This is a genomic window from Haladaptatus sp. AB618 (assembly GCF_024136965.1).
Lineage (GTDB): Archaea > Halobacteriota > Halobacteria > Halobacteriales > Haladaptataceae > Haladaptatus.
Genome location: NZ_JAMYJX010000002.1, coordinates 185,480 through 212,198, shown reverse-complemented (window position 1 = coordinate 212,198; position 26,719 = coordinate 185,480). Strand labels below are relative to the sequence as shown.

General features: G+C 60.5%; 33 protein-coding genes and 2 tRNA genes. 12 read left to right on the top strand and 23 right to left on the bottom strand.

The genetic code is table 11. The features are described 5' to 3' along the window. Positions 1-79: 79 nt before the first annotated feature. The 5 genes from NKF26_RS07915 to NKF26_RS07895 all read right to left on the bottom strand — a co-directional run bounded on the left by NKF26_RS07915 (position 80) and on the right by NKF26_RS07895 (position 5,202). On the bottom strand, positions 80-1,198 hold the full coding sequence (locus NKF26_RS07915; protein ID WP_253226773.1) for an aminomethyltransferase family protein: 1,119 nt from the start codon (positions 1,196-1,198) through the stop codon (positions 80-82). Positions 1,199-1,352: 154 nt separating this feature from the next. After that, positions 1,353-1,649, bottom strand: coding sequence for a DUF6432 family protein (locus tag NKF26_RS07910; protein ID WP_066144610.1), 297 nt, complete (start codon positions 1,647-1,649; stop codon positions 1,353-1,355). A gap of 131 nt (positions 1,650-1,780) precedes the next feature. Next, complete coding sequence (locus NKF26_RS07905) at positions 1,781-3,187, bottom strand: NAD(P)/FAD-dependent oxidoreductase (protein WP_253226774.1); 1,407 nt, start codon at positions 3,185-3,187, stop codon at positions 1,781-1,783. A gap of 157 nt (positions 3,188-3,344) precedes the next feature. Beyond that, the gene (gene kdgK1 / locus NKF26_RS07900; protein ID WP_253234157.1) at positions 3,345-4,298 is read right to left on the bottom strand and encodes a bifunctional 2-dehydro-3-deoxygluconokinase/2-dehydro-3-deoxygalactonokinase; all 954 of its coding nucleotides are present in this window, start codon (positions 4,296-4,298) and stop codon (positions 3,345-3,347) included. Between the two features lie 88 nt (positions 4,299-4,386). Further along, positions 4,387-5,202: an aldo/keto reductase gene (locus NKF26_RS07895; RefSeq protein WP_253226776.1), complete on the bottom strand. Its 816-nt coding sequence runs from the start codon at positions 5,200-5,202 to the stop codon at positions 4,387-4,389. Between the two features lie 202 nt (positions 5,203-5,404). Between NKF26_RS07895 and npdG the strand changes: the two genes are divergently transcribed. Beyond that, positions 5,405-6,073, top strand: coding sequence for an NADPH-dependent F420 reductase (npdG, locus tag NKF26_RS07890; protein ID WP_253226777.1), 669 nt, complete (start codon positions 5,405-5,407; stop codon positions 6,071-6,073). 48 nt (positions 6,074-6,121) lie between these two features. Here npdG and trxA read toward each other — a convergent pair whose 3' ends face one another. After that, positions 6,122-6,391 carry a thioredoxin gene (gene trxA, locus NKF26_RS07885; RefSeq protein ID WP_066144638.1) on the bottom strand — a complete coding sequence of 90 codons (270 nt, stop codon included), beginning with the start codon at positions 6,389-6,391 and terminating at the stop codon, positions 6,122-6,124. A gap of 127 nt (positions 6,392-6,518) precedes the next feature. Next, positions 6,519-7,478: a phosphotransferase family protein gene (locus tag NKF26_RS07880; protein WP_253226778.1), complete on the bottom strand. Its 960-nt coding sequence runs from the start codon at positions 7,476-7,478 to the stop codon at positions 6,519-6,521. Between the two features lie 154 nt (positions 7,479-7,632). On the opposite strand from NKF26_RS07880, the gene NKF26_RS07875 reads away from it, so the two are divergent. Genes NKF26_RS07875 through hisE form a run of 4 tightly spaced genes read left to right on the top strand, consistent with a single transcriptional unit; the run spans position 7,633 to position 9,206 of the window. Further along, the gene (locus NKF26_RS07875; protein ID WP_066144645.1) at positions 7,633-7,797 is read left to right on the top strand and encodes a preprotein translocase subunit Sec61beta; all 165 of its coding nucleotides are present in this window, start codon (positions 7,633-7,635) and stop codon (positions 7,795-7,797) included. Between the two features lie 37 nt (positions 7,798-7,834). After that, on the top strand, positions 7,835-8,419 hold the full coding sequence (gene pdxT, locus NKF26_RS07870; protein ID WP_253226779.1) for a pyridoxal 5'-phosphate synthase glutaminase subunit PdxT: 585 nt from the start codon (positions 7,835-7,837) through the stop codon (positions 8,417-8,419). A 53-nt stretch (positions 8,420-8,472) separates the two neighbouring features. Next, positions 8,473-8,925: a bifunctional nuclease family protein gene (locus NKF26_RS07865; protein WP_253226780.1), complete on the top strand. Its 453-nt coding sequence runs from the start codon at positions 8,473-8,475 to the stop codon at positions 8,923-8,925. After that, positions 8,922-9,206 carry a phosphoribosyl-ATP diphosphatase gene (gene hisE, locus NKF26_RS07860; protein ID WP_066144653.1) on the top strand — a complete coding sequence of 95 codons (285 nt, stop codon included), beginning with the start codon at positions 8,922-8,924 and terminating at the stop codon, positions 9,204-9,206. Before NKF26_RS07865 ends, hisE begins: the two co-directional genes overlap by 4 nt. Positions 9,207-9,273: 67 nt before the next feature. Here hisE and NKF26_RS07855 read toward each other — a convergent pair whose 3' ends face one another. Both NKF26_RS07855 and NKF26_RS07850 read right to left on the bottom strand, forming a co-directional pair. After that, positions 9,274-9,804, bottom strand: coding sequence for a 50S ribosomal protein L16 (locus tag NKF26_RS07855; RefSeq protein ID WP_253226781.1), 531 nt, complete (start codon positions 9,802-9,804; stop codon positions 9,274-9,276). A gap of 63 nt (positions 9,805-9,867) precedes the next feature. Next, positions 9,868-10,479 (bottom strand): metal-dependent hydrolase, encoded by a 612-nt coding sequence (locus tag NKF26_RS07850; protein ID WP_253226782.1) that lies wholly within the window; start codon positions 10,477-10,479, stop codon positions 9,868-9,870. 125 nt (positions 10,480-10,604) lie between these two features. On the opposite strand from NKF26_RS07850, the gene NKF26_RS07845 reads away from it, so the two are divergent. Next, positions 10,605-11,222, top strand: coding sequence for a hypothetical protein (locus NKF26_RS07845; RefSeq protein ID WP_253226783.1), 618 nt, complete (start codon positions 10,605-10,607; stop codon positions 11,220-11,222). Positions 11,223-11,369: 147 nt separating this feature from the next. Here the strand turns inward: NKF26_RS07845 and NKF26_RS07840 are convergent, their stop codons facing one another. The 6 genes from NKF26_RS07840 to NKF26_RS07820 form a co-directional block, all read right to left on the bottom strand. After that, positions 11,370-12,083: a DUF2270 domain-containing protein gene (locus NKF26_RS07840; RefSeq protein ID WP_253226784.1), complete on the bottom strand. Its 714-nt coding sequence runs from the start codon at positions 12,081-12,083 to the stop codon at positions 11,370-11,372. 216 nt (positions 12,084-12,299) lie between these two features. After that, the gene (locus NKF26_RS07835) at positions 12,300-12,494 is read right to left on the bottom strand and encodes a cold-shock protein (protein WP_007979825.1); all 195 of its coding nucleotides are present in this window, start codon (positions 12,492-12,494) and stop codon (positions 12,300-12,302) included. Positions 12,495-12,561: 67 nt separating this feature from the next. Further along, positions 12,562-12,687, bottom strand: coding sequence for a hypothetical protein (locus NKF26_RS24085; protein WP_256486825.1), 126 nt, complete (start codon positions 12,685-12,687; stop codon positions 12,562-12,564). A gap of 61 nt (positions 12,688-12,748) precedes the next feature. Continuing rightward, positions 12,749-13,537, bottom strand: a complete 789-nt coding sequence (locus NKF26_RS07830) for a DUF2182 domain-containing protein (protein ID WP_253234156.1) — start codon at positions 13,535-13,537, stop codon at positions 12,749-12,751. Positions 13,538-13,610: 73 nt separating this feature from the next. After that, positions 13,611-15,062 carry an MATE family efflux transporter gene (locus NKF26_RS07825; protein WP_253234155.1) on the bottom strand — a complete coding sequence of 484 codons (1,452 nt, stop codon included), beginning with the start codon at positions 15,060-15,062 and terminating at the stop codon, positions 13,611-13,613. Between the two features lie 94 nt (positions 15,063-15,156). Next, entirely contained in the window at positions 15,157-15,456 is a 300-nt protein-coding gene (locus tag NKF26_RS07820; RefSeq protein WP_253234154.1) for a HalOD1 output domain-containing protein, read from the bottom strand. A 211-nt stretch (positions 15,457-15,667) separates the two neighbouring features. Between NKF26_RS07820 and NKF26_RS07815 the strand changes: the two genes are divergently transcribed. Together NKF26_RS07815 and NKF26_RS07810 are read left to right on the top strand one after the other, a co-directional pair. Continuing rightward, on the top strand, positions 15,668-16,033 hold the full coding sequence (locus NKF26_RS07815) for a helix-turn-helix domain-containing protein (protein ID WP_253226788.1): 366 nt from the start codon (positions 15,668-15,670) through the stop codon (positions 16,031-16,033). 33 nt (positions 16,034-16,066) lie between these two features. After that, complete coding sequence (locus NKF26_RS07810; protein ID WP_253226789.1) at positions 16,067-16,372, top strand: hypothetical protein; 306 nt, start codon at positions 16,067-16,069, stop codon at positions 16,370-16,372. A gap of 33 nt (positions 16,373-16,405) precedes the next feature. Here NKF26_RS07810 and NKF26_RS07805 read toward each other — a convergent pair whose 3' ends face one another. Together NKF26_RS07805 and NKF26_RS07800 are read right to left on the bottom strand one after the other, a co-directional pair. After that, positions 16,406-16,930 (bottom strand): GNAT family N-acetyltransferase, encoded by a 525-nt coding sequence (locus NKF26_RS07805; RefSeq protein ID WP_253226790.1) that lies wholly within the window; start codon positions 16,928-16,930, stop codon positions 16,406-16,408. Positions 16,931-17,498: 568 nt separating this feature from the next. Next, positions 17,499-17,572, bottom strand: a tRNA-Phe gene (locus tag NKF26_RS07800). Between the two features lie 378 nt (positions 17,573-17,950). Between NKF26_RS07800 and NKF26_RS07795 the strand changes: the two genes are divergently transcribed. Further along, positions 17,951-18,088 carry a hypothetical protein gene (locus tag NKF26_RS07795; RefSeq protein ID WP_253228810.1) on the top strand — a complete coding sequence of 46 codons (138 nt, stop codon included), beginning with the start codon at positions 17,951-17,953 and terminating at the stop codon, positions 18,086-18,088. A 291-nt stretch (positions 18,089-18,379) separates the two neighbouring features. Continuing rightward, on the top strand, positions 18,380-19,498 hold the full coding sequence (locus NKF26_RS07790; RefSeq protein ID WP_253228811.1) for a hypothetical protein: 1,119 nt from the start codon (positions 18,380-18,382) through the stop codon (positions 19,496-19,498). A gap of 32 nt (positions 19,499-19,530) precedes the next feature. On the opposite strand, the gene NKF26_RS07785 is transcribed toward NKF26_RS07790, so the two are convergent. The 5 genes from NKF26_RS07785 to NKF26_RS07765 form a co-directional block, all read right to left on the bottom strand. Continuing rightward, positions 19,531-19,932 (bottom strand): cupin domain-containing protein, encoded by a 402-nt coding sequence (locus NKF26_RS07785; protein ID WP_253228812.1) that lies wholly within the window; start codon positions 19,930-19,932, stop codon positions 19,531-19,533. A gap of 98 nt (positions 19,933-20,030) precedes the next feature. Then, entirely contained in the window at positions 20,031-21,233 is a 1,203-nt protein-coding gene (locus NKF26_RS07780; protein WP_253234153.1) for a nitrate/nitrite transporter, read from the bottom strand. A gap of 256 nt (positions 21,234-21,489) precedes the next feature. Then, complete coding sequence (locus NKF26_RS07775; protein WP_253228814.1) at positions 21,490-22,254, bottom strand: SDR family oxidoreductase; 765 nt, start codon at positions 22,252-22,254, stop codon at positions 21,490-21,492. A gap of 132 nt (positions 22,255-22,386) precedes the next feature. Continuing rightward, entirely contained in the window at positions 22,387-23,064 is a 678-nt protein-coding gene (locus NKF26_RS07770) for a helix-turn-helix domain-containing protein (protein ID WP_253228815.1), read from the bottom strand. A gap of 365 nt (positions 23,065-23,429) precedes the next feature. Continuing rightward, positions 23,430-23,503, bottom strand: a tRNA-Val gene (locus tag NKF26_RS07765). A gap of 85 nt (positions 23,504-23,588) precedes the next feature. Here NKF26_RS07765 and NKF26_RS07760 point away from each other — a divergent pair. After that, a complete protein-coding gene (locus NKF26_RS07760) occupies positions 23,589-23,858 on the top strand; it encodes a hypothetical protein (RefSeq protein WP_066144713.1) in 270 nt (89 codons plus the stop codon). 170 nt (positions 23,859-24,028) lie between these two features. Continuing rightward, positions 24,029-25,981, top strand: coding sequence for an ABC transporter ATP-binding protein (locus tag NKF26_RS07755; RefSeq protein WP_253228816.1), 1,953 nt, complete (start codon positions 24,029-24,031; stop codon positions 25,979-25,981). Between the two features lie 62 nt (positions 25,982-26,043). Here the strand turns inward: NKF26_RS07755 and NKF26_RS07750 are convergent, their stop codons facing one another. Next, entirely contained in the window at positions 26,044-26,679 is a 636-nt protein-coding gene (locus tag NKF26_RS07750) for a hypothetical protein (protein WP_253228817.1), read from the bottom strand. Positions 26,680-26,719 lie beyond the last annotated feature (40 nt).

The following is a 26,719-nucleotide window of genomic DNA, read 5'->3' as shown; positions in this document are numbered from 1 at the left end:
TCGAACACCCACGAGCAAGGGTTCAGTTGTCGCGTTCGATTCGAGAAAAATCGTCGGTCAATCGTCGTTTAAACGTCGCTCAGTCGTACTGCGGCGCACGGCCTGACGGGTCGCTCCCGTCCACGAGCGGTAGGGAGGCGATTTCCGCGGCCACTTCGTCGCCATCGACGCGGACGGTCAGTTCCGAATCCATCCCCACGTCGTACTCCACCAGCGCCATCGCGGCGGGTCGGTCGAGGGACGGACTGTCGACGGCGCGGGTGACTTCGCCGACGGATTCGTCGCCGTCGAAGACCGCCGCGCCGCTTTCGGGCACGGAATCGGGGAACAGGCCCGCCAGCCTGCGACTCGGCTGGCCGCGGTTCTCGACGCGCGAAACGACTTCCTGTCCGACGTAACAGCCCTTCTCGAAGTCGAGCGCGTTCCGCAGGCCGAGCACGTTCGGTATTTCACCCTCCAGTTCGTATTCGAACAGCGGCGTTCCCGCTTCGAGCGTCAGGGACTCCCACGTCGTCCGGCCGAAGGGAGCGGCGTTCATCCCGCGCGTGATCAGGGTGTCGAAGACGAGTTCGACGTTCGACCGTTCCCTGTCCATCTCGTCGGTCGTCGTTCCGGTCGTACAGACGACTTCGTAGCCCTCCTCGCCCGTCGGCGCGTCGGTGCGGATGACCGTCACGCCCACGTCGGCCATCTTTCCCCTGTTGAACGAGAGGCGCTCGTCCGGCGTACTCACGTCGTTCAGCACGCTGGCGACCTTTTCGGTCGCGTAGGGACCGTGGACGCCAAAGATGGCGAATCGGTCGGTGGCGACGGATATCTCCACATCCTCGATGAATATCTTCTCGCGCCACTGCTCGGCGAGCGGGGTCGCTTCGCCGGGCGGGAGAAAGAGCAGGAGTTGCTCGCCCGCACAGTAGACGTACATGTCGAGTTCGATTCGCCCCTGTGGGTCGAGCAGGAGGGCGTAGGTTCCCTGTCCGTCCTCGCGCGGAATCCGGTTCGAGACGACGTTGTCGACGTACTCTATCCGATCGTCGCCGGAGACCACGAGGACGCCGTAGGGCATCTCCGTGAGTCCGACGCCGTTCCTGACTGCACGGTGTGCCCGCTCGGGTCTGCCGTAGTCGCGCGGCACCCGGCGGTTGCCGACCGAACAGAACGTCGCCCCGTGGTCTTCGTGTACGGTTTCGAGGCTCATACTCGTAGTCGGGTGCGCGGGGGAGTAAAAACGTCGGATGCGGAACGCTGGGTAGTGACTACGACATGTGAAATCGAAAGCGGAGCACGGAACCGATTACGGAGCACGAAGTTGAATCACAGCACGAAGCCGAATCCGGAACGATGGTCCGAAACTACAGCGGCAGGCGTTCGATGATCTTGTCCACGAACGACGGTTCGTCGGGTTCCTCCTCGGGGTCTGGAACGACCTTCGTGTCCGGTTTGATGAGCGTCCGCCCGTTCCGCATCGTCGCTTCGATGAGACCGTCCCGTTTCAGGTTCGCGAGCGCGTCCTCCAACTCGTCGATGCCCGCCTCGACGTGTGACCGCAGTTCGAAGACCGTCATTCCGTCCTCGCTCCGGTCCACGAGGGCATCGAGTACTTGGACCTCGGTGTCCGGACGGCGCCGATACTCCCGCTTGGCCTTCATATCTATTTCTATGTCACCCCGGTTTTTAGCCTTACCTCCCAGTTAGGTTCAGCGGGCGGTCCAGTTCGGAGAAACGGGACCTCGACCTGATCCGCATACGAGGGGTTCGTCGAACCGATCGACGCCGTGAACTACCGATCCGTCCCGACCTTCTCGCTCGCGTCCCGAATCAATCCGTCCAGAATCTCGGGGGTCGTCGGGTGGTACGCCCGGTCCGGGATGTCGCGCACGTCCATCCCACGCTCCACGACGACCTGCATCGTCTTCGCCATCACGTCGGCGTGGTAGTGCAGGCCCTGATAGCCGATGACGGTCCCGTCCTCGGCGTCCACGACGAGCTTTGCCAACCCTCTCGACGCTTGCTTGGTCTTGAATACGCCGTCGTCCGACGCCTGCCGGGAGACGGCGACGTACTCCCTGCCCTCGGCCTCCGCCGCGTCCTCCGAGAGGCCCACTCTGGCGAAGGGATACACGCCGACGCCGGAGAAGATGACGTGATGATGGACGTTCTCGTACGGTTCGAGGTCGTCGCCGCGAACGTGCGCGAGGATGTTCTCGGCCGCTTTGAAGCCCTGTTCCTTGGCGACGTGGAGAATCGGCTCTTTGCCGTTCGCGTCCCCGACGACGAACGTCCGCGGGTCGTCGCGGGCCTGCATGGTCTCCTCGACCCATCCCTCGTCCGGTGACAGCGGGGTGTCCTCCAACCCGAGTCCATCGAGGTTCGGTCTTCGTCCCGTGAAGAGGATCAGTTCGTCCGCGTCGATGGATTTCGTTTCGCCGTTTTGCTCGACGTGTAATCGAACCCCGTCGCCCGTGGACTCGACGCGCCGTTCCTCCGTCTCGGTCAGGATGTCGACGTCGAACTCCTCGCGGTACATGTCCAGGATTTCGTCGCCGAACGGCGCGTCGCCCTCGTCCAGCGGCCGCGGGTCGTGTTCGATCACGGTGAGGTCCATTCCGGCCGCCTCGCTGAGGTACGGCACGAGTTCGAGGCCGGTGTAGCCGAATCCCATCACGATTCCCGAGTCGGGGAACGCCGTCGCGTCCAGCACGTCCGCGCTGGTCATGTACTCCACTTCGTCCATCCCCGGGAGGTCGGGAACGTTTACTTTCGACCCCGTGGCGATGACGACGTAGTCCGCCTCGATTGCTCGATCACCGACTTCGACCGTGTGGTCGTCGACGAACCGCGCGGTGTCGTGGATGAACTCCACGTTCTCCCCCTCCGCGAGGTCGTGCACCGCCGCGCGGCGATGCTCCGCGAAGCCCAAGACGTGGTCGTCCTTCAGGTCCACCACCGACTCCAAATCCACCTCGGGCGTCTCCGAAAGCCGCGGGTCGTGGCGCGCCTGATACCGATGGGCCGCCGCCGACAGCACCTCCTTCGACGGCATGCAGCCGCGCAAAATACACAGCCCACCGCCGGGGTCGCCGTCGTCGATGAGCGTCAACCGGACGCTCGGGTCCTCGGCCAGGCTCTGTGCGACGGCGACCCCCGCGCTTCCATACGCCCCGACGATGACGACGTGCGTTGCCATACGGGTCGATTGGTCGTCGGGGAGGTTAGTGGTTTAGGCGACGGTCAAGATGGCTGGTTTCACGGTACGATGTCATCGATCACGCTCGCACAACACGCGTGACAGTGTGCTGGACGATACTGATCAAAAAACCAAATGGGTCCGTTCGTCTCGCTCGTTATCTCGAAATATCTCGTCCTTCGGTGTCCATCACGTTCTCCACTTCCTCCCGCGTCACGACGGCCACGTCGCCCGGGATGGTCCGTTTGAGCGCGGCGGTCGCAGCGCCGTATTCGAGCGCGGTCGGGACCGATTCACCCGTCAGTCTGCGGGCGAGGAACGCGCCGACGAAGGAGTCGCCGGTGCCGATGGGGTCCACGGTGTCGGTCTCGAACGAGGGTTGTTCGTGGATTTCGCCGTCGTGGAGCGCCAGCGCGCCGTTCGCGCCGAGGGTGACGATGACGGTTTCGAAGTCCCACTCGTCGGCGAGGTCGCGGGCGATGTCCGCGGCGTCACCCGACTGATCGAGGACGGTTCGGGCGTCGCGCTCGGCGGTGACGAGCACGTCGATTCGGGGGAACAGTTCGGTGAGCGACGCGCGCGCCTCGGCGGGCGACCAGAGTTTCGAGCGGTAGTTCACGTCGAACGCGGTGGTCGTCCCGGCGTCCTGTGCTTCCGCGAGCACCTCGTCCACAGTGGATTCGAGCGTGTCGGACAGCGCGGGCGTGATGCCGCTGGTGTAGAACATGCTGGCGTCCCGAATCCGGTCGAGCGGCACGTCGTCGAGCGTCGCCGTCGTGACGGCGGCGTCGGCGCGGTCGTAGATGGCGCTGGTCCCCCGCGGGTCGGTTCCGAATTCCAGATAGTACGTTCCCTGTCGGCCCTCGTCGCTCCACTCGATTTCGGTCTCGATGCCGTACTGGCGGAGTCCGGCGGCGACGCGGCGTCCGAGCGGCGAATCGGGGAGTTTCGACGTCCACATCGTCTCCGCTCCAATGCGATGGGCGGCGATGGCGACGTTGCTCTCCGCGCCTGCGGCACGGAGTTCGAGGGTGGACGTGCTCTCGATTCGTTCGCGGTCGGGTGGCGAGAGACGCAACATGGTCTCGCCGAATGTCACGAGGTCGGTCATATTCCGGAGATGAACCTCGGAGCTCATAGTTTCCCCGATGCGGGGTCGAAAAACGAGTTCGTTTCAGCTACGTGCCGATTTCAGCGAGTCAGTTCCACGGCCCGAAGTCGGGGTCGACCTGCCGCTCCGTCTTGCCGATGTCGTCGATTTTCTCGATGTCCTCGTCGTCCAGTTCGAGGTCGAGGGCGGCGTAGTTGTCCTCGATGTGATCCTCGCCGGTCGCCTTCGGGATGGCGACGACGTTGTCCTTCGACGTGATCCACGCGAGGCTGACCTGTGCTTCGCTGACGCCGTGTTTCTCCGCAATTTCGGTCAGTTCCGGCACGTCGAACACCTTGCCACGGGCGAGCGGCGAGTACGCGACGAGCGTGATGTCGTTATCCTGTGCGTACTCGACGAGTTCGTCCTGCGGCAGGAGCGGGTGCATCTCGACCTGATTCGCGTAGATTGGCGCGTCGAGGATTTCGGCTGCCTCGTCCAACTGCTCCGGTTGGAAGTTGCTCACGCCGACGTGCTCGATCTTGCCCTCGTCGTACAGTTCGTCGAACGCCGCGAGCGTCTCCTCGGGGTCGTACTCGCGGGCGGGCCAGTGGATGTAGAGCAGGTCCACGTAGTCCGTCCCGAGCTTGTTAAGGCTCTCCTCGGTCGTTTCGAGCACGTCGTCGTGTTCGAGGTTGTCGGCCCAGACCTTCGTGGCGAGGAAGAAGTCCTCGCGGTCCACCGACGAGTCGGTGATTCCTTGCCCGACGTGTTCCTCGTTGCCGTAGGCCTGGGCGGTGTCGACGTGTTCGTAGCCCAAATCGAGGGCGTACTCGACGCTGTGTGCACACTCGTTGCCGTCCGTGTTCTCCCACGTCCCGATACCCAGTTTCGGAATTCCGTCGCTGTCGGCGTCGTATGTCATCGTGTATTTTCCAAGGGGCAGGAGGGAAAAAGCGGTTGTGGCGTCGGAAATTCTGTGGGGGATTCGTAACCCGGTGACGGAAAGGAGTTTCGGCCACTCTATCGTCCACAAATCGAGGGCAAAATCGTGCGGGAGTTCGTCGGTCGCCCCCGATAAGTGCGGGTTTCGGAGAACTTAACCGCCCGCCGGAAGACACCCCTGTATGCGAATCTCACTCTTGGGAGGAACCGGCGACATCGGACAGGCGCTCGCGCTTCGCTGGGCGTTCGACACCGACCACGAAATCGTGATCGGTTCGCGCGACCCCGCAAAAGCCCGCGCGAAGGCCGAGGAGTACGAAACCGAACTCGATAGCCTCGGCGTCTCCCGCTCCATCAACGGCTTCAAGAACGGCATGGCCGCCGAGCGCGGGGACATCGTCGTCCTCGCCGTCCCGCCGTTCCACATCCGCGACACGGTCGAATCCGTCGCCGACCGACTCGACGACGTGGACGTGCTCGTCACGCCCGCCGTCGGGATGAACCGAGACGACTCCGGCTTCCACTACAAGCCGCCGAAAGCAGGGAGCGTCACGGAACTCGTCGCGGACACCGCACCCGACGGGATTCCGGTCGTCGGCGCGTTCCACGGCCTCTCGGCCGACAGGCTCGCCGACCTCGAACTCGACATCGAACAGGACACGCTGATCGTCGGGGACGACGAGGACGCAAAGGAGATGATTCGGCGACTCGCCGAGGAAATCGAGGGACTACGAGCGCTCGATGCCGGGGGCATCGCGAACAGCGCGGAAGTCGAGAGCGTGACGCCGCTGCTCATCAACCTCGCGCTCGAAAACAAGGGGATGCACGACGTCGGCATCCGGTTCGAATAGCGTCCGCTGGTCGTGTTCGCACGCAACAAAAACTGATTTTCGATGGACTTACGCGCCCGCTTCTTCGAGAACGCGCTCCAAGTCGTCACGCTGGGTGACGCCGACGAAGCGTTCGACGACGCCCTCGTCGTCCTCGATGACGATGGTGGGAATCGAACGAACCTGATACTCGTTGGCGATATCCTGATGCTCGTCCACGTCAACTTTCTCGAATTCGACGCTTTCGTCCCAGTCCTCCTCCAAGTCCTCAAGAATCGGATCTTGCGTTTTGCACGGACCACACCAATCTGCGTAGAAGTCGAGTAATTTCACGGTCATGCGTTTCTGTTGTGAATTTCACTCGCCGCGTGCATAAGGGTTTCTTCCGCAACCACCTCTGCCGCCAGTTGTCATCACGCAACCGTCAGCGAACCGCCGCCAGCAAACCGCAGTCGGCGGACCACGGTCAGTGAATTTTCGCCAGCCGTCGCTCCATTTCGCCCTTCGTCCAGTCGGCGAGTTCCTCGGTGTCCTCGTCGAGGAACGCGGCCCACTTGTCGAACACGCCGGTGTGGTCGAGGAATCGAACGACGTCGTATATCGGCCGTCGGTCCTCGATCCCGTCCGGAAGACCACCGGCCCGCTCCCGATAGCCGTCGTAGAACGCGGCAACGACTTCCTCCGGACCGTCGGAGCGGAGCGACTCGATTTGCAGGTTTCGGGTCCGCTCCACGTCGCGAACCGGGTCGCCGACGTGTGCTATCTCCCAGTCGAGAAAGCCGATTCCGTCCTCGCACAAAAAGCAGTTCGGACGGGCGGGGTCGCCGTGGAGGAGCACGGCAGGTGTGTCGTCCAACAGTTCCCGATTCGATTCGACGGCTTCGACGACCTCGTCGAAATAGTGATCGAAGCGGCCGGAGGACGCGATTTCGCGCATCTCGGTCATCCGTCCGACCAGCACGTCCGTCCACGGTTCCGTTTCCAGGTCGAGTCCGTCCTCGTCGCCACCGACGACGTGGCCGTGGTTCTCGAATCGGCAGGAATGGACGGTTGCCAGGGAGATTCCGACCTGCCGAGCCAGTTCCGCTCGCTCGCTCACGCTCGCGTCCGACCACAGGCCGAGCAGGTTCTCCCCGTCCACCGGTGCCGTCACGAGGTACGGAACGTCTCCCGCCGTCTCGCTCGCCAGCACGTCCGGGACGGGGACGACGCGATTGGCACCGAGATGGGCGATGACGCCCCGCTCGCGTGCGATTCGAGTTCCGTCGCCGTCGTTAGCCATCTTCAGAAACACCCGTTCCCCGTCCGAAAATTCGATATCGACCGTCCGGTTCTGCTCGTTCCACGACGGGCCGGAGGGGTGTACCGCTTCCACGTCGCGGCAGGGAAACGCGTCGCCGAGCGCCGACGCGATCTGTTCGTCCATAAACGAACGTTTCCCGTATCCGATAAATGGATTGGGGGACGGTGTGAACGGATGGCAACCCGTTCCCCGCTTCGGTTTCACCCCGTTCTCGTCCACGGCCGGAAAACGTTCTCGTTGCGAAAGGTTTACCCCGTCCGCTCCCGGAACCCAACTTATGAGCAGTGGTCAAAACTCCGGTGGGTTGATGTCCAGCGCCGGACTCGTTCGATATTTCGATGCCGAAGACCGGAACGCGATTCGAATCGACCCCAGATCGGTCGTCGCGTTCGGCGTCTTCTTCGGCGTCGCAATCTTGGTCCTGAACTACCTCGCGATATAACGAGGCCCTTTTCCCGACCTGCTTCGAAGAATCGGCCATGAGTCTCAACGCTGGCGTCATCGCCGTTCAAGGCGACGTGAGCGAACACGCCGACGCGATTCGACGGGCCGGAACCGCCCACGGGAAGTCCGTTTCCGTCACCGAAATCCGACAGTCCGGTATCGTCCCCGACTGTGACCTTCTCTGCATGCCGGGCGGCGAATCGACTGCTATCTCCCGACTCCTCCAATCGGAAGGAATCGCCCCCGAGATACAAGCCCACGTCGAGGATGGGAAACCGATTCTCGCGACCTGTGCCGGTCTTATCGTCGCCGCCGAGGACGCCGGTGATGAGCGGGTCGAAAACCTCGGCTTGCTCGACGTGAACGTCGAGCGAAACGCGTTCGGCCGCCAGAAGGACAGTTTCGAAGCGCCGCTCGACGTGACCGGACTCGACGACCCGTTTCCCGCCGTGTTCATTCGTGCGCCGCTCATCAGCGAGGTCGGGTCGGCGACCGTCCTCGCGGAGTGGGACGGACGGCCGGTCGCGGTGCAGGACGGGCCGGTCGTCGGCACGTCGTTCCATCCGGAGTTGACACCCGACGACCGGATTCACGAACTCGCGTTTTTCCGCGACGAGTAGCGATTTTCGCCGACGGTAAGCAAGTTTTTGCCGCTGGGAACCTTCTGCTCCCCATGGACGTTTCAATCGATGCGGTACGTGTCGCCCCGACGGGAGAGGGACCACTCCCAGTCGTCGTCCTCTCACCCGACGACAGCGACGACGTGCTCCCGATTTTTATCCGATTCGAGGAGGGAATCAGCATCGCCCGTGGGATGGAAGCCGAAGACATCGGGCGGCCACTGACGCACGACCTGCTCCTCGACGTGATGGAGGAACTCGGCGGACGTGTCGAACGCGTCGTCGTCACCGAACTGGACGACAACACCTACATCGCCGACCTTCACATCCAGACGCCACGCGGCCACGAAGTCGTGGACGCCCGTCCCAGCGATTCGCTCGCGTTGGCCTCCCGCACCAACACGCCGATCGAAGTCGCCGACGAAGTGTTCGAACACGGACACCAAGCGCGAGCACAGTTCGACGACCTTCAAGACATTCGGGACGTAGCTCAAATCGGTCCATGAACGACACGTTGGACGACCTGTTCGAGGTCATCGAAGACAGAAAGGAAACGCTTCCGGAAGATTCCTACACCGCATCGCTGTTCACCCACGAGAAGGGCGAAAACGCCGTCCTCGAAAAGTTGGGCGAGGAGATGACGGAACTCATCCTCGCGGCCAAGGACGACGACCACGAGGAAATCGCCTACGAGGGGTCGGACGTCATCTATCACCTACTCGTCCTGCTCTCGATGAAAGATATGGAACCGGCGGATCTACGAGAGGAACTGGAAGCACGACGCTGAGCGTTTGTAACGCGAAAGACAGCGCGTTCGCTTTTTGCGTGTGACTGCCGAAAACAACGAATCGGATTTAGCTGACGAGTTTTTCTTCGCCACGTTCCACGATGACGCGGCACGGCGGCGAAATCTTGTTGTACGCACGGCGGAACGCGTCCTTCACGAGGGGCGCGTCGTCCACGGTACACCACGCGGTGAACACTCGATCGCCGTTGGCGATTCGTGCTGCCGTTCCGACCGGCTTACCGAACGCCTGTCGCATTCCGTCGGAAACACGGTCCGCACCCGCACCGGTCGCCTGCTTGTTCTCGCGCAGGACCTGGTGGGGGAACTTGCGGAGGATCATCTTGTAGCCGGTTTCGCCGATGTTCTTGAGCAGGAAGCGGTTCGCCGAAAGGCGGGAGGCTTCGAGTGCGCCGTGGCGAATCTGGCACTCCTCTTCGACGATAAGCGAGATCTGAACTGGGTAGTCGTCCTCGTTGCTGTCCACTTCGCCCATCTTGTGCTGTGCGATCTTCGAACCCGGAATTCCGGTGATGTATTCGCGTCGTGTGTACGAGGGCTTGTCGATGGCCCGGTACATCGAGGCAGGTTTGTCGGACATAGTTACTACTGAAGTCTGATGGTCAGGGCGTGAATAAACCCTTCGAAGCGTGTTCGCCGCTGGCTAGACGAAATCCCCGACGAAGCGGTCGGGAACGTACGCCAGCAGGTGGTCGGGGATCTGCCCGACCATCCATTCCGCGATTCGGACGAGGGGTTTGCGTAGAAGCGCGTAGACGCCCGAAATCAGGACTGCGCCGACCACGAGCGTTTGGATCGTTCCGTCGTAGAGCACGAGGCTGGGCAGTGCGACCGTGAACGCGAGTGCGAAGTCCTCCGGCGCGCCGTCGTAGCGAATCCAACGACGCGGGGAGATCCACTGACCGCGGAAGTGGTCGTACACCGCACGTTCGGACTGGCCGAGCCATGGCTTGAGTTCCAAGCCACCGCCGAACGCGTCCGAGACGGAGTGTGCCGCCGCCGCGAGGAGGAAGAACCCGACGGCGAACGTCAACGCTGTCGGCACGACCGCTGCGATCGCCAGCGTTGCAACCGCCGCGATCGAGAAGTACACCGGGAAATGCAGGGTCTTCCGGTGACCCGAGTACAGGTCCAAGTCCGGAAACACGCCGCCAGCGAATCCCGCGAGAACCGCAACCGGAGCCAACTCCGGCGCGACGAAGAGCGAGACGCTCCCGAGTAGCACGCCGAGGAGGGCGTGGGTCGTTGCCATCATGAGTAACATCGATAGGCAATGTTTGCATAAACACCTGTCGGCCTGTTGTATGGTATCATGAACCATATTTACGGGAGACGAACGGATAGCCAGCGTTTACTCCCCCCGTCACCTATCGAGCAACGATGGAGATCGATCTCTCCTCGTATCGCCTCGTCCGATTCCTGCAGTTCGCCATCGCCAGCGTCGCGTTCGTCGGCCTCGTGACGCGGAATGTCGGGGTACTGATAAACGGGAGCTTCGCGCTCGGGGTGACGTTCCTCCCCGGCGTGCTAAAGCGGGACTACCGCCTCTCGCTCAGTCCGACGCTGACGCTGTGGATCACCGTCGCCGTCTTCCTCCACGCCATCGGCATGCTCGGGTTATACGACGAGGTCTGGTGGTGGGACCACCTCACGCACCTACTCTCGGCGACCCTCGTCGCTGGCGTCGGCTACGCGACTGCACGGGCCTTCGACGAACACTCCGACGCCGTCTACTTCCCGCCGCGATTCATGTTCGTCTACGTCCTCCTGTTCACGCTCGCCGCCGGTGTGATCTGGGAGGTGCTGGAGTTCACGGCGCGGGCGAGCGCCGGATTAATCGGCGTGAAACCCGTCCTCATCCAGTACGGCCTGAGCGACACCATCGTCGACCTGATTTTCGACGCCGCGGGGGCGGTGCTGGTCGCGCTGTTCGGTACCACCCTGCTCGCCGAAACCGTCGAGACGCTTCTCGCGCGGCTATCGAGGGAAAAGGATTGAAATCACACAGTCCGGTTTCGTGGGGTGAGCGCGTTCAGTTCGTTGTCCGCGTTTTCCAGACGTCGCTCCCCCACCTGACGGTAGAACTCCTGTTCACATCGAAAAACCGCCACCGATGGGAGTTCACGGCGAAGAAGTCGACGGGCGTCAGTCCCGCGAGTAATCCCATCCGGTCACGTCGCTCGGCAGGATTTCGCCGTTGATGTGCCACGTCCGGGGACGGTAGGCGATGACGAAGAGTCCCGCGTAGAAGGCCACGACGAGACCCGTGACGACCGTACCGGGAATCATTTCGATCGCCGCCGATTGGGGCCACTTCGCCGACGGCGTGTAGGCCGTCAACTGGAACACCCACGCCAGGAGCAGAATGCAAAACAACGGGGCGTACACCCGACGCAGTCGGTGGGCCAGCGCCTCCTCCAGGGATACCTTCATTTTCGGGTTGCGGTAGTCCTCGCTCAGCTTTTGCCGCCAGTCCTCGTCCACCACGCCTTTCGAGTCGTCGAGCGCCAACGCGAAGACGTTCTGCTGGAGCATTCGGACCCGAGACCGCCAGATGTCGTAGGCGCGGTACCTGCGGGCCTCGATGAGCAGGAAGATGCTCACCGTGATGATCGCGAGGAGGACGATGTAATGGGGATTGTTCCGACTCGAAAACGCCCACGTCAGGATGGCCGCCATCAACGTTATCGCCCAATTGCTCGTCCGGTCGAGGCGCTCGCGCCAGAACTTCATGCGGTGGATTTCTCCACGATACATGTGCGCGAGCGCCGAACTCGGACCCATGTTCTCCTCGAACAATCCCGCTCCGATCTCTGTACCACTGTTGTTCGATGGTTCGTCTGATTCGTTGGTTGTCATGGGTCGATGACGTAGCTCGCCGTTTCTACGATAGGAGTGAATATTGTGCTGTATGGTGAAAACCGTGGTGGTTTGGAGCGCAAAACGGTCGGGCTTGATGCGCAAACGGCCGAGCTAGTTGACGGGTGAGTCACACACGAACCGGTCGCGTCGCTAGCCGTTTCGGGGTACAGAAAATATGGATGTTACAGTAGTGCTCGCAAAAGTGTCGCCCGATTACAGACGGGTGACGTTCTTCGCTCGGGGGCCTTTCGGGGCCTGTTCGATATCGAATTCGATTTCTTGTCCCTCTTCGAGGTCAGCGCCACCCACGTCCTCCATGTGGAAGAAAACGTCGTCGTCCGCGTCGTCCGTCGAGATGAAACCGTAGCCGCCAGTGTCGTTGAAGAAATCAACTTTGCCTTTCGCCATTGCTTTTGTATGGAGTGGTGCCCCATAGATAATACTTCCGAGAGTTGTGTTACCACGAACAACGGCGCTACTCGCCGAGCCATCGCGCGATTGCACCCGCGACGAGAACGAGCGCACCGGTGATGAACGTCCCGGGAATCGGGAGGAAGAACAGTACGACTCCGAGGGCGAGAACTGGTGTGGATAGTCTCATGATAGAGGAGTTCGAGCGGACGATGGTTACGGTTTGTGGGCGAATATGCAAGCCCGGGTCGTCACATCGCCCCCACGATCACCACACCGATTCCACCGAGACCGGACAACACGCCGATGCCCTTTGCCAGTCGTTCCCCGCCGGGTGCCAGTATTTCGGCCGAGATCAGCACGGTAAGGGCGGCCATCCAAAGCAGGTTCATCGACCCGACGACGATCATGAGCGCCATCAGTGCCCAGCAACAGCCGATGCTATCGAGCGCCAGTCGCCACCCCGACCGAACCGCGTTCGGAATCCCACTCGTTCCACCCGCGAAATCGCGCTCGGGTGAACGACAGTGATCCAAGTGATGGCGCTTGAGCGAGGTGAGTTGATAGGCCGACAGCAGCAGCAACGTTACTGCCAGGAGAATCGTCCAGTTTCCGGGTGTGAGAGTGGCGATGGGAATCACCAGGGCGACGCCGAGCGGCACCAAACCGGTGAGAACCCAGACGAGCGTGTACGTGGCCATCGTGGCGACGACGGCTGTCTTCCTCCGTCCGCTCGTCGTGTCCCGATTTGCCTCGTAGTACGCCCGAAACGCGTTTGCTGATGACGGGTACATCATCGCCGTTATCATCGCCCCCCACACGAGCAGGTAGAGACCGACGCCGAGGAATCCGCCCGACAGGGCCATGGCTTCCGGCATTCCCGGTGCCGATATCCACATGACCATGTCCGCCCCGGGCATGGGGACGCTACGGGTCGCGAGAAGGAGCCACGCGAGTACTGCGAGTCCGTACGTGAACAGGACGACCGGATGTCGCTGCCGGGCGAGAAACGCCCGCACTGGACGGAAGATGTGTATCATGAGTCCCCCCGGTTTTCGAGTTAACTACGGTTGCAACGGGTATAAGACTCTCCGACGACGGCATCACGACCGTTCAGTCGTCCGCATACGACGCTTCCGGTCGGAAGTTTCGACTGATGACCTTCCACCGTCCGGTCGAGAACCGGTAATAGTTGAGCACCGCGGGAACCGTCGTTTCGGCGATGTACGACAGATACAGTCCGACGAGTCCGATCGCCGGTATCGTCGCACCGAGATACGCCACCGGTATCGAACAGAGGAACATCCCCGCCGCTTGGGCGAAGAAGGGCCAGCGAGTGTCACCGCTGGCGTCGAGCGGACCGGCGACCGCACCGTTGACACCCTGCGCCAGAATAGCGAAACAGGAGACGTACACGAGCGAAACCGCCGTCGGTACCGACGGATCACCCGGGTCGGAGACGAACAGAAGCACGATGGGTTTGGCGAACGCGAACACGATGGCGGCCGCGACGAAGTACGTGGCTACCGAGAAGAGAACGACGTCGCGGGCGTACGTCTCGGCGGTTCGTTCGTTCCCAACCCCGAGTTCCTGCCCGACGAGACTGCTCGATGCCAGTCCGAATCCCCATCCGGGCGTGTTCATCAGTCCCCAAATCCGTCGGCTGATTACGTAGGCGGCGGCGACGCTCGGACCGAACAGGTTCACGATGGCCAGCATCGGGAATTTGGCGACCGTCCACACCATGTTCCGACCGACGACCGGAAGGCCGATGTGGATCAATTGTCGAAAGGTTTCCACGTCGAGATACGTTCCGAAGGGGTCCACCTTCACGGGGAGGTCACCCATTCCCGGCAGGCGACCGGCGACGACGCCGGCGACGAACGCGACGGTCACGACGATGTTCGAGAGGAGGGTTCCCCACGCCGCACCGGCGACACCCATTCCGAGTCCGAAGACGAAAACGGCGCTCAGAATGATGTTGCTCACGGCACCGCCCGCACGGATCACCATCGGCGTCCACGCGTCGTCGGCACCGATGTAGATCCGACTGCCGACGAGATTGAGCGACGCGAGTGGAACGCCCAGCGAGATGATGTGAAGATACGTCGTGCCCAATCGGACGATGGCCGGTTTGTCGGTGATCAGCGAGATGAGTTCCGAGGAGAACAGCCAGAAGACGGCCGCGACGGGGAGGGAGACCAACAGTACGAGCGCGGCGCTCGACCGAATCGCTTGACCCATCTCCTCGTACGCTCCCGCCCCGTACCGCTGTGAGACGAGTGCGATCGTTCCGCCGGCAAACCCCCCGCCGAGCGAGAACGCCATTCCCCAGAACGGCGAGGCGAATCCGACGCCAGCGATGGCTGCGGGACCGATGGCGATGCCGACGAACGCCACGTCGACGGCGTTTTTCGACATGCGAGCGATACCGGTAACGATACGGGGCCACGCCAGATCCGTCGTTCGCCGCACGTTTTTCGGTTCGACGAGGCCGAGACGGGAGAGCGAGAGACCGATACCGAGAATGATCAATCGAGCCGGGTTCGGGAAACGGGAGTCCACAGTGGGTGTTTCGAATCGAAAGTAAAAATTCCTTTCAAATGCGGTAAGAAAGAGGGAGTTCGACGGTCGTTCACAGCAGTAACCGATTGATAGTTCACTCCGCAGGGGAGATGACCACACGCGACCCGTCGTGTACTTCGACCCGATATCCGACGTAGTCGAACGAAACACACGATACCGAATTCGACGAGGTTACCCGTTCGAGTGCATCCCCATCGACGGCCGAATACAGCGGTTCGAGATCGGCTATATCGACGTTTTCCAACGCTGTGACTGCCGACACCACGGCTTCACAGACGGACTCGTTGGAGTCGAGGGTGCGTTCGTAGTCGTGTTGCTTCGATAGGATTGTCTCGGTCGAATCGGCAGATATCTCGGTCGGTGACTCTTTCATGGTTCTCACTTGTCGTTCATCAGCGAGTCGAGCATCGAGACGAATTCGCTCGATTCCCAACTCGTCTTGTAGGCACGTATGGTCCCCGACGGGATTAAAACAGACCCGCAGTTTCGGAACCCGAAATCGGGCGACAACGTGGCTCATAACGCCGAGAGGTTGACGAACAGTACAGCTGACATTTTTATCCCGCGGGACCGTACTTTCGTCCGTGAGCAAGGAGTGGGGGCCGGACGACATCTTCGACGTTCTCGCCAGCGAGACCGCGAGGGACATCCTCCTCTTGAGCAGTTCGACAGCCATGTCAGCAGGGCAACTCGCTCGGGGGTGTGATGCGTCGAAACCGACCGTCTATCGGCGGATAAACAAACTTCAGGAGTACAACCTCCTCGAACAGCGGATGGTCATCGACAATGGGGGAAACCACTACAACACCTACCGGACGAACATGGACCGTATCTGCTTCGAAATCCGCGGTGACGAGTTCGTCGTCACCATCCGGTTCGAGGAGGACCTCATCGACCGATTCGTTTCCGCATGGACCAAGCTCGGACGGTCGGAGACGGGGGACAACTGACATGCGTTCCGCCCGGTCCAGAGGGGGGTACTCATGGTGAACGGAACGATATTTTGGGCGTTCGTCCTGACGAACGTGTTCGTCTTCCTCATCGGCACCATACTCGCGTATCTGAGTTACAGAGCGTCCCAACGGGTGGGAGGAGGGTCGTTCCGATACGCGATACTCGGATTCGGTCTCATCGCGTTCGGCTCGTTGATCGACCTCGTTTACGAGCTGTTCGTAAAGCGGACACAGGAACTCGACGCGACCGAAATACTCGCCCTTCACACGAGTGAGTCGGCACTCGTCGGCCTCGGCCTCGTGTTCCTGTTCTACTCGCTGGTCGGCACCAGATGATCCGTACTCCGTCGTCGAACGAATCGAGCGCCGTCAGTCCACAATCGAGAGCGCCATGAAGTTCCAGTCGTCCCGGATTTCCGCCGGGGTCTGGGATTTCCCGTACGGTTCGGTGAACTCGAACCCGAGGTCGCGATACAACGACTGGGCGCGCTCGTGGAACGGGGCCACACCCAATCGGAGCGTCTCGAAGCCGTCCGAAACCGCTTCCGTCAGCACTTCGTCCACGAGTCTCCGACCGATTCCCTTGCCCCGGTCGGCCGGTTTCACGTAGAGTCGTTTCACCTCCGCGGTCGTCTCGTCCAGTCGCTTCAGTTGCACCGATCCGACGATTCGGCCGTCGTCCAGCGCCAGAAAGAGCGGTTCGGTCAGCGTCGTCGATTCGAGTCGCCCGATGTCGTCAGCCACGAGTCGTTCGGCGTCGGCACCGAAATCATCATCGTCGAACCACTCCCTCCCCTGTTCGTCCGCGCTGGCGAAGTAGTCCAGAAGCAGTTCGCGCAACTCGTCTTCGTATCCATCAATATCCGTGCGGACGATGGTGACCTCCTCGCACATGTGTCAGGATTGCTGTTCGTCAGTGTAAACAGTATTCGGTCGGGTTGGGCGAGCATCGGTTTCAAATCACGATCAGTGAGTACTCTCTACTCGGGTACTATTTCGTGGAGAAACATGCCGTCTTTTGGATTTGAACCAAAACCAGACGTGGCTCGCTTCGCTGCGCACGACAGGCAGGATTCAAATTCGCTCGGGTGCAGATTTTCCGCTCACGGTTCAGTCGCTTCGCTCCTTCACGTTGTTCGCAGAAACATGCCGCCTCCCGGATTTGAACCTCCGGAAGAGCAAGCTCTTCCGTGCCCCCACTCGCTCGGGAAGACAAACCGCGTCTTCCCTGCCCTCGTTCGCGTTGCTCACGAGGACTCCGCTCGCGGGGACGGGGACAGCTCGACCTTCAGTCGAGAGAAGTAACTCGAATGGAAATCGTGTGAAAGAAACATGCCGCCTCCCGGATTTGAACCGAAGCAAGACAGTCCTGCTCGTTCGCTCCGCTCACTGCGCGGGCTGTGACTTGCAGGGTTCAAACCGGTCGTGAACATTTTCACTGCTCACATTGTTCGCAGAAACATGCCGCCTCCCGGATTTGAACCGGGGACAGCTCGATCTTCAGTCGAGTGCTCTCCCAGTCTGAGCTAAGGCGGCTCATTCTGGAAAAGGTGGATGGTACAAAAAAGGATTTCGAAATCCGCCGGAGGGAAGACGAATCGACCAGAATCCCTTACACCTGTATCGGCAGGCGACACAAGCCATTTACGCACGGTCGTGGTAGATACTGGCATGGGAGATCGGGCCTGCTATCTGGAGTTTTGTCCGGCGTGCGACGCGCAGGTGACGATTATTGATGATAAATGTCCCGATTGTGGAAATTCACTTTCAAATTCTGAGCCGGATTCGACGAAGTGATGGCAGAAAACACCCAATTCTGTTCGAAGATGTAATACTTAGGAGGACAGAAAGCGGAGAAACGCGCAGTTGGGAGAAAACTTATACCAATACGGTACTGCAGTTCGACATACCCACATGGTGCAAGAGAACACCGAGAAATGGGACGACTGCCTGGAACGCGAAATCGACGGCGGGGTCGAACTGTACGACCCCGAGAACGATAACGCGTGGATATGGTCCGACTTCGGCGTCGACCTCTCATGGGAAGCCTAGCGCACGCCCGAGGAGACCGATTTACAGGCCGACTGCTGTCCAACTGACGTACAAGCGAGTGCCCTGCCCCCTCTTTTCCGTCTCTACTCTCGGTGCTCTCCTGCGATCCATTCCCACCCGATGCAACCGTTCCATCCACGGATACTCCATTCGTTATTTTTGCCCGACTTGTAGTAGCACAACAAGATAAAGTATATAATCCATTGCTTACTGTGAATATGCAAACAGGACTGCACGTCCGAGAATGTGTCTCCAACCTACTCTCGCGTCACCAGTCCCGCCCTCTTTCCCATGCACGTTTTATCATTCGAACGCGAAACGCTCGACTCCTCCACGCTCGGCGTTTCGGGATTCCTGCTCTTGGGCCTCCTCGAAACGTTCGGTCGGTATTTTAGAATCCTCTACGGCGAACAGCAACCCCACATCGACGTTCGGTGTTGCTGGCGGCCGCTTGCGAACGCCGTGCTCGCCGGGAAACCGATCTACGTCCGACCGGCCGTAGACAACAAACCGCCGCTGTTCGAACTGCTCAACGTCACCGTCGCATCGACGGGCCAGTACTTGCTGGTCTTTTTCATCCTGATCGGCATCGCCAACGGCGTTTCGGCGATCCTCCTCTGGCGAATCTGCGCCGACCGAGGCGCTCCTCGCGTCGGACTCATCGCCGGACTGTTGTTCCTGACGAGCGTTCCAGCCACCGGTGGCACGGTGATAAACGTGCGCTCGTTTGCGATAGCGGGCATCCTCCTCTCGCTGTGGGTCGAACACCCGCTCGCACGCGGTGCCACGATCGCAGCGGCGGGACTGTTCTCCCAACATGCGGTGTTCGCCATCCCGGCGCTAGCATACGACCGTCTCCGATATCTCGACCGGAATTCGAGTCTCCAATGGCTCGCCCGATTCATCGCCGGTGGGGTCGCCGTCCTCGTCGTCTCGTTCGGATTCGTGTACGTCGTCTGGGGAGCACAATCCTTCCACGGTGCACTCTACTGGTCGTTCGGTGCCGCGGAGAAGTACACGACAAATCCGGTCGTTCCGTCGATTATCGGCGATACACACCGATGGATGGTGGCACTGTATCACGGCGTCATCAAACACCTGTTTCTCATCGTCCCTGCGACGATCATCGTCCACTTGGCCGCGACCGAACGCGGTTCGAACCGGGTGATCCATTCGACCAATGCCCCACTCGTGACGACGACGTTCCTCGCACTCTCGATGTCGATTCCGTTGCTCGTTCGAGCGTACCGTGCCTACTGGCTGTACCCGCTCCCCTTCCTCGCGCTGTTGGCAAGCATCGGCTATCAGCAGTTCTTCACGGTTGGAAGGAGTGAACTCCCGCCAACAGAGAGAATCAATCCCGAAAAGCGTCGCCACGCCGAGACCGAGCGCCATCGTACCCGCGAATAACTCTCGGTTCCCGCGGCCCGTGTTCGCTCGAACTATTCGTTCCCTTCGTATTCGTCGTCGGTGACGTGTTCCATCCACGTGACTACCTCTCCGTCGAGTTCCTCCTGAATCGCGATGTGCGTCATCGCCTTGTCCGGTGACGCCCCGTGCCAGTGCTTCTCGCCCGGTGGGAACCAGACGACGTCACCCGCACGGACTTCCTCGATCGGACCATCCTCGCGCTGGACGAGGCCGCATCCGCTCGTGATGACGAGTCGCTGTCCCAGCGGGTGAGTGTGCCACGCGGTGCGCGCGCCGGGTTCGAAGGTAACGCTCGCCGCCGCTGCGCGGGCGTCGTCCTGCGGGTCGAACAAGGGATCGATTCGAGTGTCCCCCGTGAAGTATTCATCCGGGCCTTCGGCAGACGGTAGTGAACGGCTGTCTGTGATTTCCATGTATGATACCCAGTCTTGTTTTGGGTAGCATTTAACTTGGAGGTGGTGCTATCCGAAAAGCCCCTTTAAGTATTGATCGCCGTAACGTCCGATCTGGCTCACTCGCCTTCCGAAGTCGTGCCCCGATAGAAAAGCCCGGCACCGAGAACGGTAACGACGCTCACTGCGACGAGCGGAGCGACGTACCCGCCGGTCATGCTATCGAGTACACTGACGGCGAGTGGACCGAGGAAAGCCGATAGAGCTATCGAGATATTGAGCAAGCCGACAGTCGCGGTCGCATTCTCAGGTCCGAAGCGGGTGAGGATGATCGGCGACCACAACGAAGCGAGAGGTCCGAGACTGGCACCGAGACCAACGAGCACCACGTAGATCATCGTATTTGAGTGGACAAATGGGAGCGCGAAAACGAATACAGCCGCGAGAACGACACTCGCTATAAACGTCCGACGCCGACCAACACGGTCACCGACGAGCCCGCCGCCGATTCGGGTAACGACGCTGACGCCCCCGATGATGCTGAGGCCTGTCGCAGCGACCGTTCGATCGACGTTGTTCGTCGTGAGGATGGTGACGAGATGTGAAGCGAGAACGTAGTACCACGTCCAAATCAGGGCGTATCCGAGAGCCGTACGGAGGAAATAGGAATCCCCGATCCGTCCACGAAGCCACGCGATGTCGATTGTACGTCCGTTCCGCGAGCGATTCTGCGGTCGACGATATGCGAGACTCGAAACCAGCACGAGACCAGCGGCGACACCGACGACGACCGCAAAGGCAGCACGGAAGTTCATCCGGTCGAAGAGCCAGAGCCAGACGAACGGCAGCACTAAGGGACCGAGGCCGACCCCTGTCATCGTGATGCTCGTGGCGACTCCCCGGTAGTCGTCGAACCACTGCGGGGCGAGCGAGACGACGACTGTGAAGGCGGTGCCTCCGGACGTACCGAGTACGGCAAACGCGGCGAGAACACCGACGTACGAATGCACGACTTGGAGGAGCGCGGCAGCGACACCGAGTCCAACACCAACTGTTGCAACGACAGGCCGAAGGGGGAATCGAGCAGCGAATATACCGAAGAGCCCACCAACGATAAGGAAGAACGCAGTGGTAATCGAGAAAATAGAGGAAGCCTGCAAAGCGGTCAATCCGAACGCTGCGGAGAGCCGGTCAGCGTAGACGGTGAAGGTGAAGAGAGAGCCCCAGATCGAAGTGAGCATACAGACACCGAGCGCGACGACTAGCCACCCCTGCGCGGAGTCCAAGGTATCCTCGTGTACGTTGGATACAGTGGTCGCCATTATTGGATACCCCTCTGGGCAGCATAGTTGCCGACAGTGCGTTCGGAGGGTGAAATTCTAGAAGTGAGAGTAGGTCTTGCATCCATCATCCGTCTCCGAAAGAGAGGTAGGGTCCACATGGTTTGGAAGTGGTGCTATTCAGAAAGCGTCTATAAATCCGTCCAATGTCGAGAGACGAACAGAGAGGAGTTCGTACCCAAAATCGATAGGTCATCGAGATCGGTGTGAGTCCGTCGCTAGATTCGCAAAGATCGGATTACGGTTGAACCTGGTCGAGCGGTCGAATCAGAATCTCGTTGATATCGACGCGCTCCGGTTGCGTGACGACGAACGTGATCGTCCGAGCGATGTCCTCGGGGGCGAGTGCCTCCATCGACCCGACGTGCTCCTTGACCCCCGCCTGGACCTCGTCGTCCGGGATGTGTTCGAGCAGTTCGGTGTCGACCGCACCCGGTTCGATCGTGGCGACGTGGATTCCGGCCTCGGCGATGTCGAGGCGGAGCGAGTCACCGAACATCTTGACGCCCGCTTTCGTCGCGTTGTAGTGGGAACTGTTCGGCTGAAGGAATCGTCCGACGACGGAGGAGAGGTTGACGATGTGCCCGCTCTCCTGCTCCAGCATCGTCGGAACGACGGCGTGCGTGAGTTTGATGAGGCCGCTGAGGTTCACGTCGATCGTCGTCTGAAGCGTTTCACGGTCCGCCTCTGCGATGTGTGCGAGCGGCATGAGACCGGCGTTGTTCACGAGGATGTCGATCCGACCGTACTCGTTGAGTGTCGTCTCGACCAAGTTGTCGATGTCGTCGTCTTCCGTAATATCGGTCGCGACGACGAGCGCTTGGCCGCCATTGCTCTCGATTTGGTCTGCAAGATCCGTGAGTTCGTCTTCCCGCCGGGCCGCGAGCACGACGTTCGCCCCTCGTGATGCGAGTGACTCGGCCGTCGCTCCACCGATTCCAGACGATGCCCCGGTGACGATTGCGACCTGTCCATCCAACTCCGAACCGAATTCTGTTGACATCAAATGAAGAAAGGTACGTCGTGGGTTTCGGAGTTATGCTATTCAGAAAGGTCCTTTAAATACATCTCGCTGCTGAGCCCGATTCCGCGAATAGCAACGATACCAACGACGAGAAGGTGCGTGAATGTGATTCTATTTGGAGAGGGCGTCTATCTGCGGCTGTGAACCGAGCGCCGAAGTGAGGAGCTGCCGCTCACCCCGGCGAAGAAGGCTCGACATCGAGGGTTGTGAGATTCCCATCTCCTCGGCGAGTTCCTCGGTACTGACCTGACGCGGGGCTTCGTAATACCCTCGACCAATCGCCAACTGGAGTGCCTCTTCTTGCCGCTCGGTCAGCCCGTACTCGGACGACTCGTCATCCTCGGGGGGATTCTGGGAGATGGAGATCAGTTCGACCTCGATACCATACTCTTCACAACGGGTTCGCATCCCGTTGAACGCATTGTAGTTCTGAAAGAGCTTCTCTTCGTACCACCCGTCGGGCATGACGACCGTCGGTTCGACTTGGCTCGCAGTGAACCGTTCGGGGGCAAACGCATCCGAGACGACGTCCGCCAATTCGATGGTGAGTTGATAGACGTCCTTGCCGCTCGCACGTCCGAGTGGAGTCGTCTCTACGACCTCGTCGAAAGCCAAAAGCTCGTCTTCGGAGACGTCGTCGTTCGGATCAAGATAGACGACGAATACCCGAGCGGTTCGTTCCCGACAAAGCCCGTGAACGCACTCGACTTGGTTCGAGGGAAGCGATTCGGCGAGATCAACGAGCGGAAGCGAGGGCGAACGGATAACGAATTCCGTGGTGATTGTCATGAGGGATGGGTATGCTCTCTCCGAGGTTAACCCTCTGGATTTTTTGTTCGACGACGACCGACAACGTGAGAACGGACGATTTCTCGGTCCATTCCTGATTTGGTCTCGTAGTTGAAAGAAAGGTACGCGTCGATCACATACTCTTCGGCTTGCTCAGCGAAGCCCGGACGTCAACATACCATACGCAACTCAAGTAGGATTGGAACACGGCATCGCGCAGAATTATATGGGTTCGGGCGGATTCGAACCTCGCCAAGACGTTCCTGCTCGCTCACATTCGTTCGCTGCGCGGGCATGCGACTTGTCTGGTTCAATCGCCCTCACGAACGAATTTACTCGTCACGTCCGTTCCTCGCAAAATTCGATGGGTTCGGGCGGATTTGAACCACCGACCTCGGCCTTGTAAGGGCCGCGTCATAACCAACTAGACCACGAACCCGTATCCCGAAAAAATCGCTCCGGGGGAATAACTGTTACTTTCTCGGTTTCGTAACGACTACCACCGTCGCTAGCAATCCGCAACTATGGACGACTCGCTCTCGGCCCTCGACGAGCAGGACGGTTGGAAAGTGGACGGGTTCGCCGCACGAGTACACTATCGCGGCGCGGACGAGTTCTACAGCATCGAATACTACCAGCCCAGCGAATGCGTCATCTACTGGAAAGTGAAAGGGGACGGCGACGTGGCGGTGCCCGTCGGGCGCGGGACGGTCCCCGGGCCGCTCCGCGAACGAGTCCGAATGGATCTGGATGAGGCGGGCATCGACCCCGATATCGAAAGCCGAAAGCTCTGAGAGTTTCCTTTCTCCCGAGGTGAACGATAGCAAACGATCAGTCGAGGATGAACCGTCCCGAACCCTTATTTGACGATCGAACGCAATCTACCACGTCCTATTGACCGGACCAAATGGTGTTTCGGTTCGTAGGAAACTCTTATCAATCCAGTGTCCCTTCAGATAGAATAATGAGCACACACACGGACGAAGACGACCCGTTCGAAGAACAGCGGGAGAACGCCGACAATCCGATGCGGCGTCTGTTCTTCGAATATGGGGGCGAGAACCGGTTCGCCTTCGTCGTCGGAGTCCTCTCCAGTTTCTTCGCTCGGGTGTTGAACCTCCTACCCCCGATAATACTCGGCGTCGCTCTCGATTCTCTTATCAAGAACGAGAAACCGATTCCCTACTCGAAGGCCTTGGCGGGGCAGGTTCCATTTCTCTCCACCGGTGCGGCACGGCACATCGTTCCCGCGACGACACAGGGCCAGTTCTGGTTCTCGGTCGTCATCATCGCCATCGCGTTCGGGGTGGGGGCGATGTTCCACTGGGGGCGAAACTGGGGATGGAACTCGTTCGCTCAAAACATTCAGCATTCGGTTCGAACCGACACGTACGACAAGATGCAGCGGTTGGACATGGAATTCTTCTCGGATAAGCAGACGGGAGAGATGATGTCCATCCTCTCGAACGACGTGAATCGTCTGGAGCGCTTCCTGAACGACGGGATGAACTCCGCGTTCCGCCTGGGCGTGATGGTCGTCGCCATCGCGGCTATCCTCTTCACCATCAACTGGCAACTCGCGTTCGTCGCACTCGTTCCCGTACCGCTCATCGCGCTGTTCACCTACAAGTTCATCCAGATCATCCAGCCGAAGTACGCCGACGTGCGCTCCTCGGTCGGGCAGGTCAACTCCCGACTGGAGAACAACCTCGGCGGCATTCAAGTCATCAAGACGAGCAACACGGAGACCTTCGAATCCGACCGCGTCGAGGACGTGTCGAGCGACTACTTCGGCGCGAACTGGGACGCCATCATCACCCGGATCAAGTTCTTCCCGGCGCTCCAAATCCTCTCGGGACTCGGCTTCGCCTTGACGTTCATCGTCGGCGGTCTGTGGGTGTTCAACGGCGAAGCGCCGTGGTTCTTCTCGGGAGACCTAGACCCCGGTCAGTTCGTCACCTTCATGCTGCTCACCCAGCGGTTCATCTGGCCGATGGCGCAGTTCGGGTCCATCATCAACATGTACCAACGCGCCTACGCATCCAGTGCTCGCATTTTCGGGTTGATGGACGAGCCGAGTCGCATTCAGGAGGACCCCGACGCGGAGGACCTCGCCGTCGGAGACGGAGAAGTCGTCTACGACGACGTGACGTTCGGGTACGACGACGAGACCATCGTGGAGGACATCTCCTTCGAAGTCGAGGGTGGGGACACCCTCGCGCTGGTCGGTCCGACAGGTGCCGGGAAGTCCACCGTCCTCAAACTCCTCTTGCGGATGTACGACGTGGACGAGGGAGCCATTCGCATCGATGGAACCGACATCCGCGACGTGAGCCTACCGAGCATCCGTCGGAACATCGGCTACGTCAGTCAGAACACCTTCCTCTTCTACGGGACGGTCAAGGAGAACATCGAATACGGAACGTTCGACGCGAGCGACGAGGATATCGTAGAAGCCGCGAAGGCCGCCGAGGCACACGAGTTCATCAGCGGCCTCCCCGACGGCTACGACACCAAAGTCGGCGAGCGCGGCGTGAAACTCTCCGGCGGGCAACGCCAGCGTATCTCCATCGCCCGTGCCATCCTGAAAGACCCTGAAATCCTCATTCTGGACGAGGCGACCAGCGACGTGGACACCGAGACGGAGATGCTCATCCAGCGCAGCCTCGACAAACTCACCGAGGACCGCACCACCTTCGCCATCGCTCACCGTCTCTCGACCATCAAGGACGCGGACAAGATCGTCGTCCTCGAAGGCGGCAAAATCGTCGAGCGGGGACGACACGACGACCTCATCGGCAACGACGGTCTCTACGCTCACCTCTGGGGCGTGCAGGCCGGGGAGATCGACGAACTCCCACAGGAGTTCATCGACCGCGCCGCCCGCAGAACCGCGCGCACCGACGCCGACGACTGAGAGCGGAATACCGTCCTACTGCTGGCCATCCCTGCTGCCGTCCGTCCTACTGCTGACCGTCCCTACTGCCGTCCGTGCCGATACCGCTTTCCGCCTTTCTCGACCGCGAGGTCCCGCTGCCGGGAGAGCGCCACGTCCGCCCGTCGTTCGTATCGTCGAATCTCCTCGTCCCGTCGTCGGTGTCGTGCTTTCGCTAGTTCGCGCTGCCGTCTCCAATTCGGATCCCGGGGACCGCCGTACTTCGGCACGTCTCCCGTGTTCGATTCCCGCTCCGTTTCGTCGCGACTGGATTCGGGCACCTCATCGCCGTCGTCTTCGTCCCGTTCCCGTCGCTCCCGCACTTCGTGCATTTCCCGCCGTTCGCGTAGTTCCCGTTCGCGCCGTTCTCGTGCACCCATCTCCGCTTCCTCGGGTTCGCCTTCCGGAACCCTGTTTTCGTATCGGCCTCGATACGACGGCCGTTCCGCCGGTCGTTCGTACTCCCTGTTGGCGCGTCGGTCGGCGTCGGATCGGGATGGTCCGTCGGGTGGATGCGGTGGCGTCGGTTGTTCCGGCCGTAATTCGTGTTCGTTTGTGTCCGCCTCTACGTCCGGCGCGTCGTGTTCCTCACCTCGTTCGGATTCGGGTTCGTTCCCGGATTCGGATTCGCTCCCTGGAATTCGTTCCTCGGGGTCGTCCGTATTCTCGTGAGACACCATCCGGAGAATCTACTCGAAAATCGTGAATAAACCGGCGTGA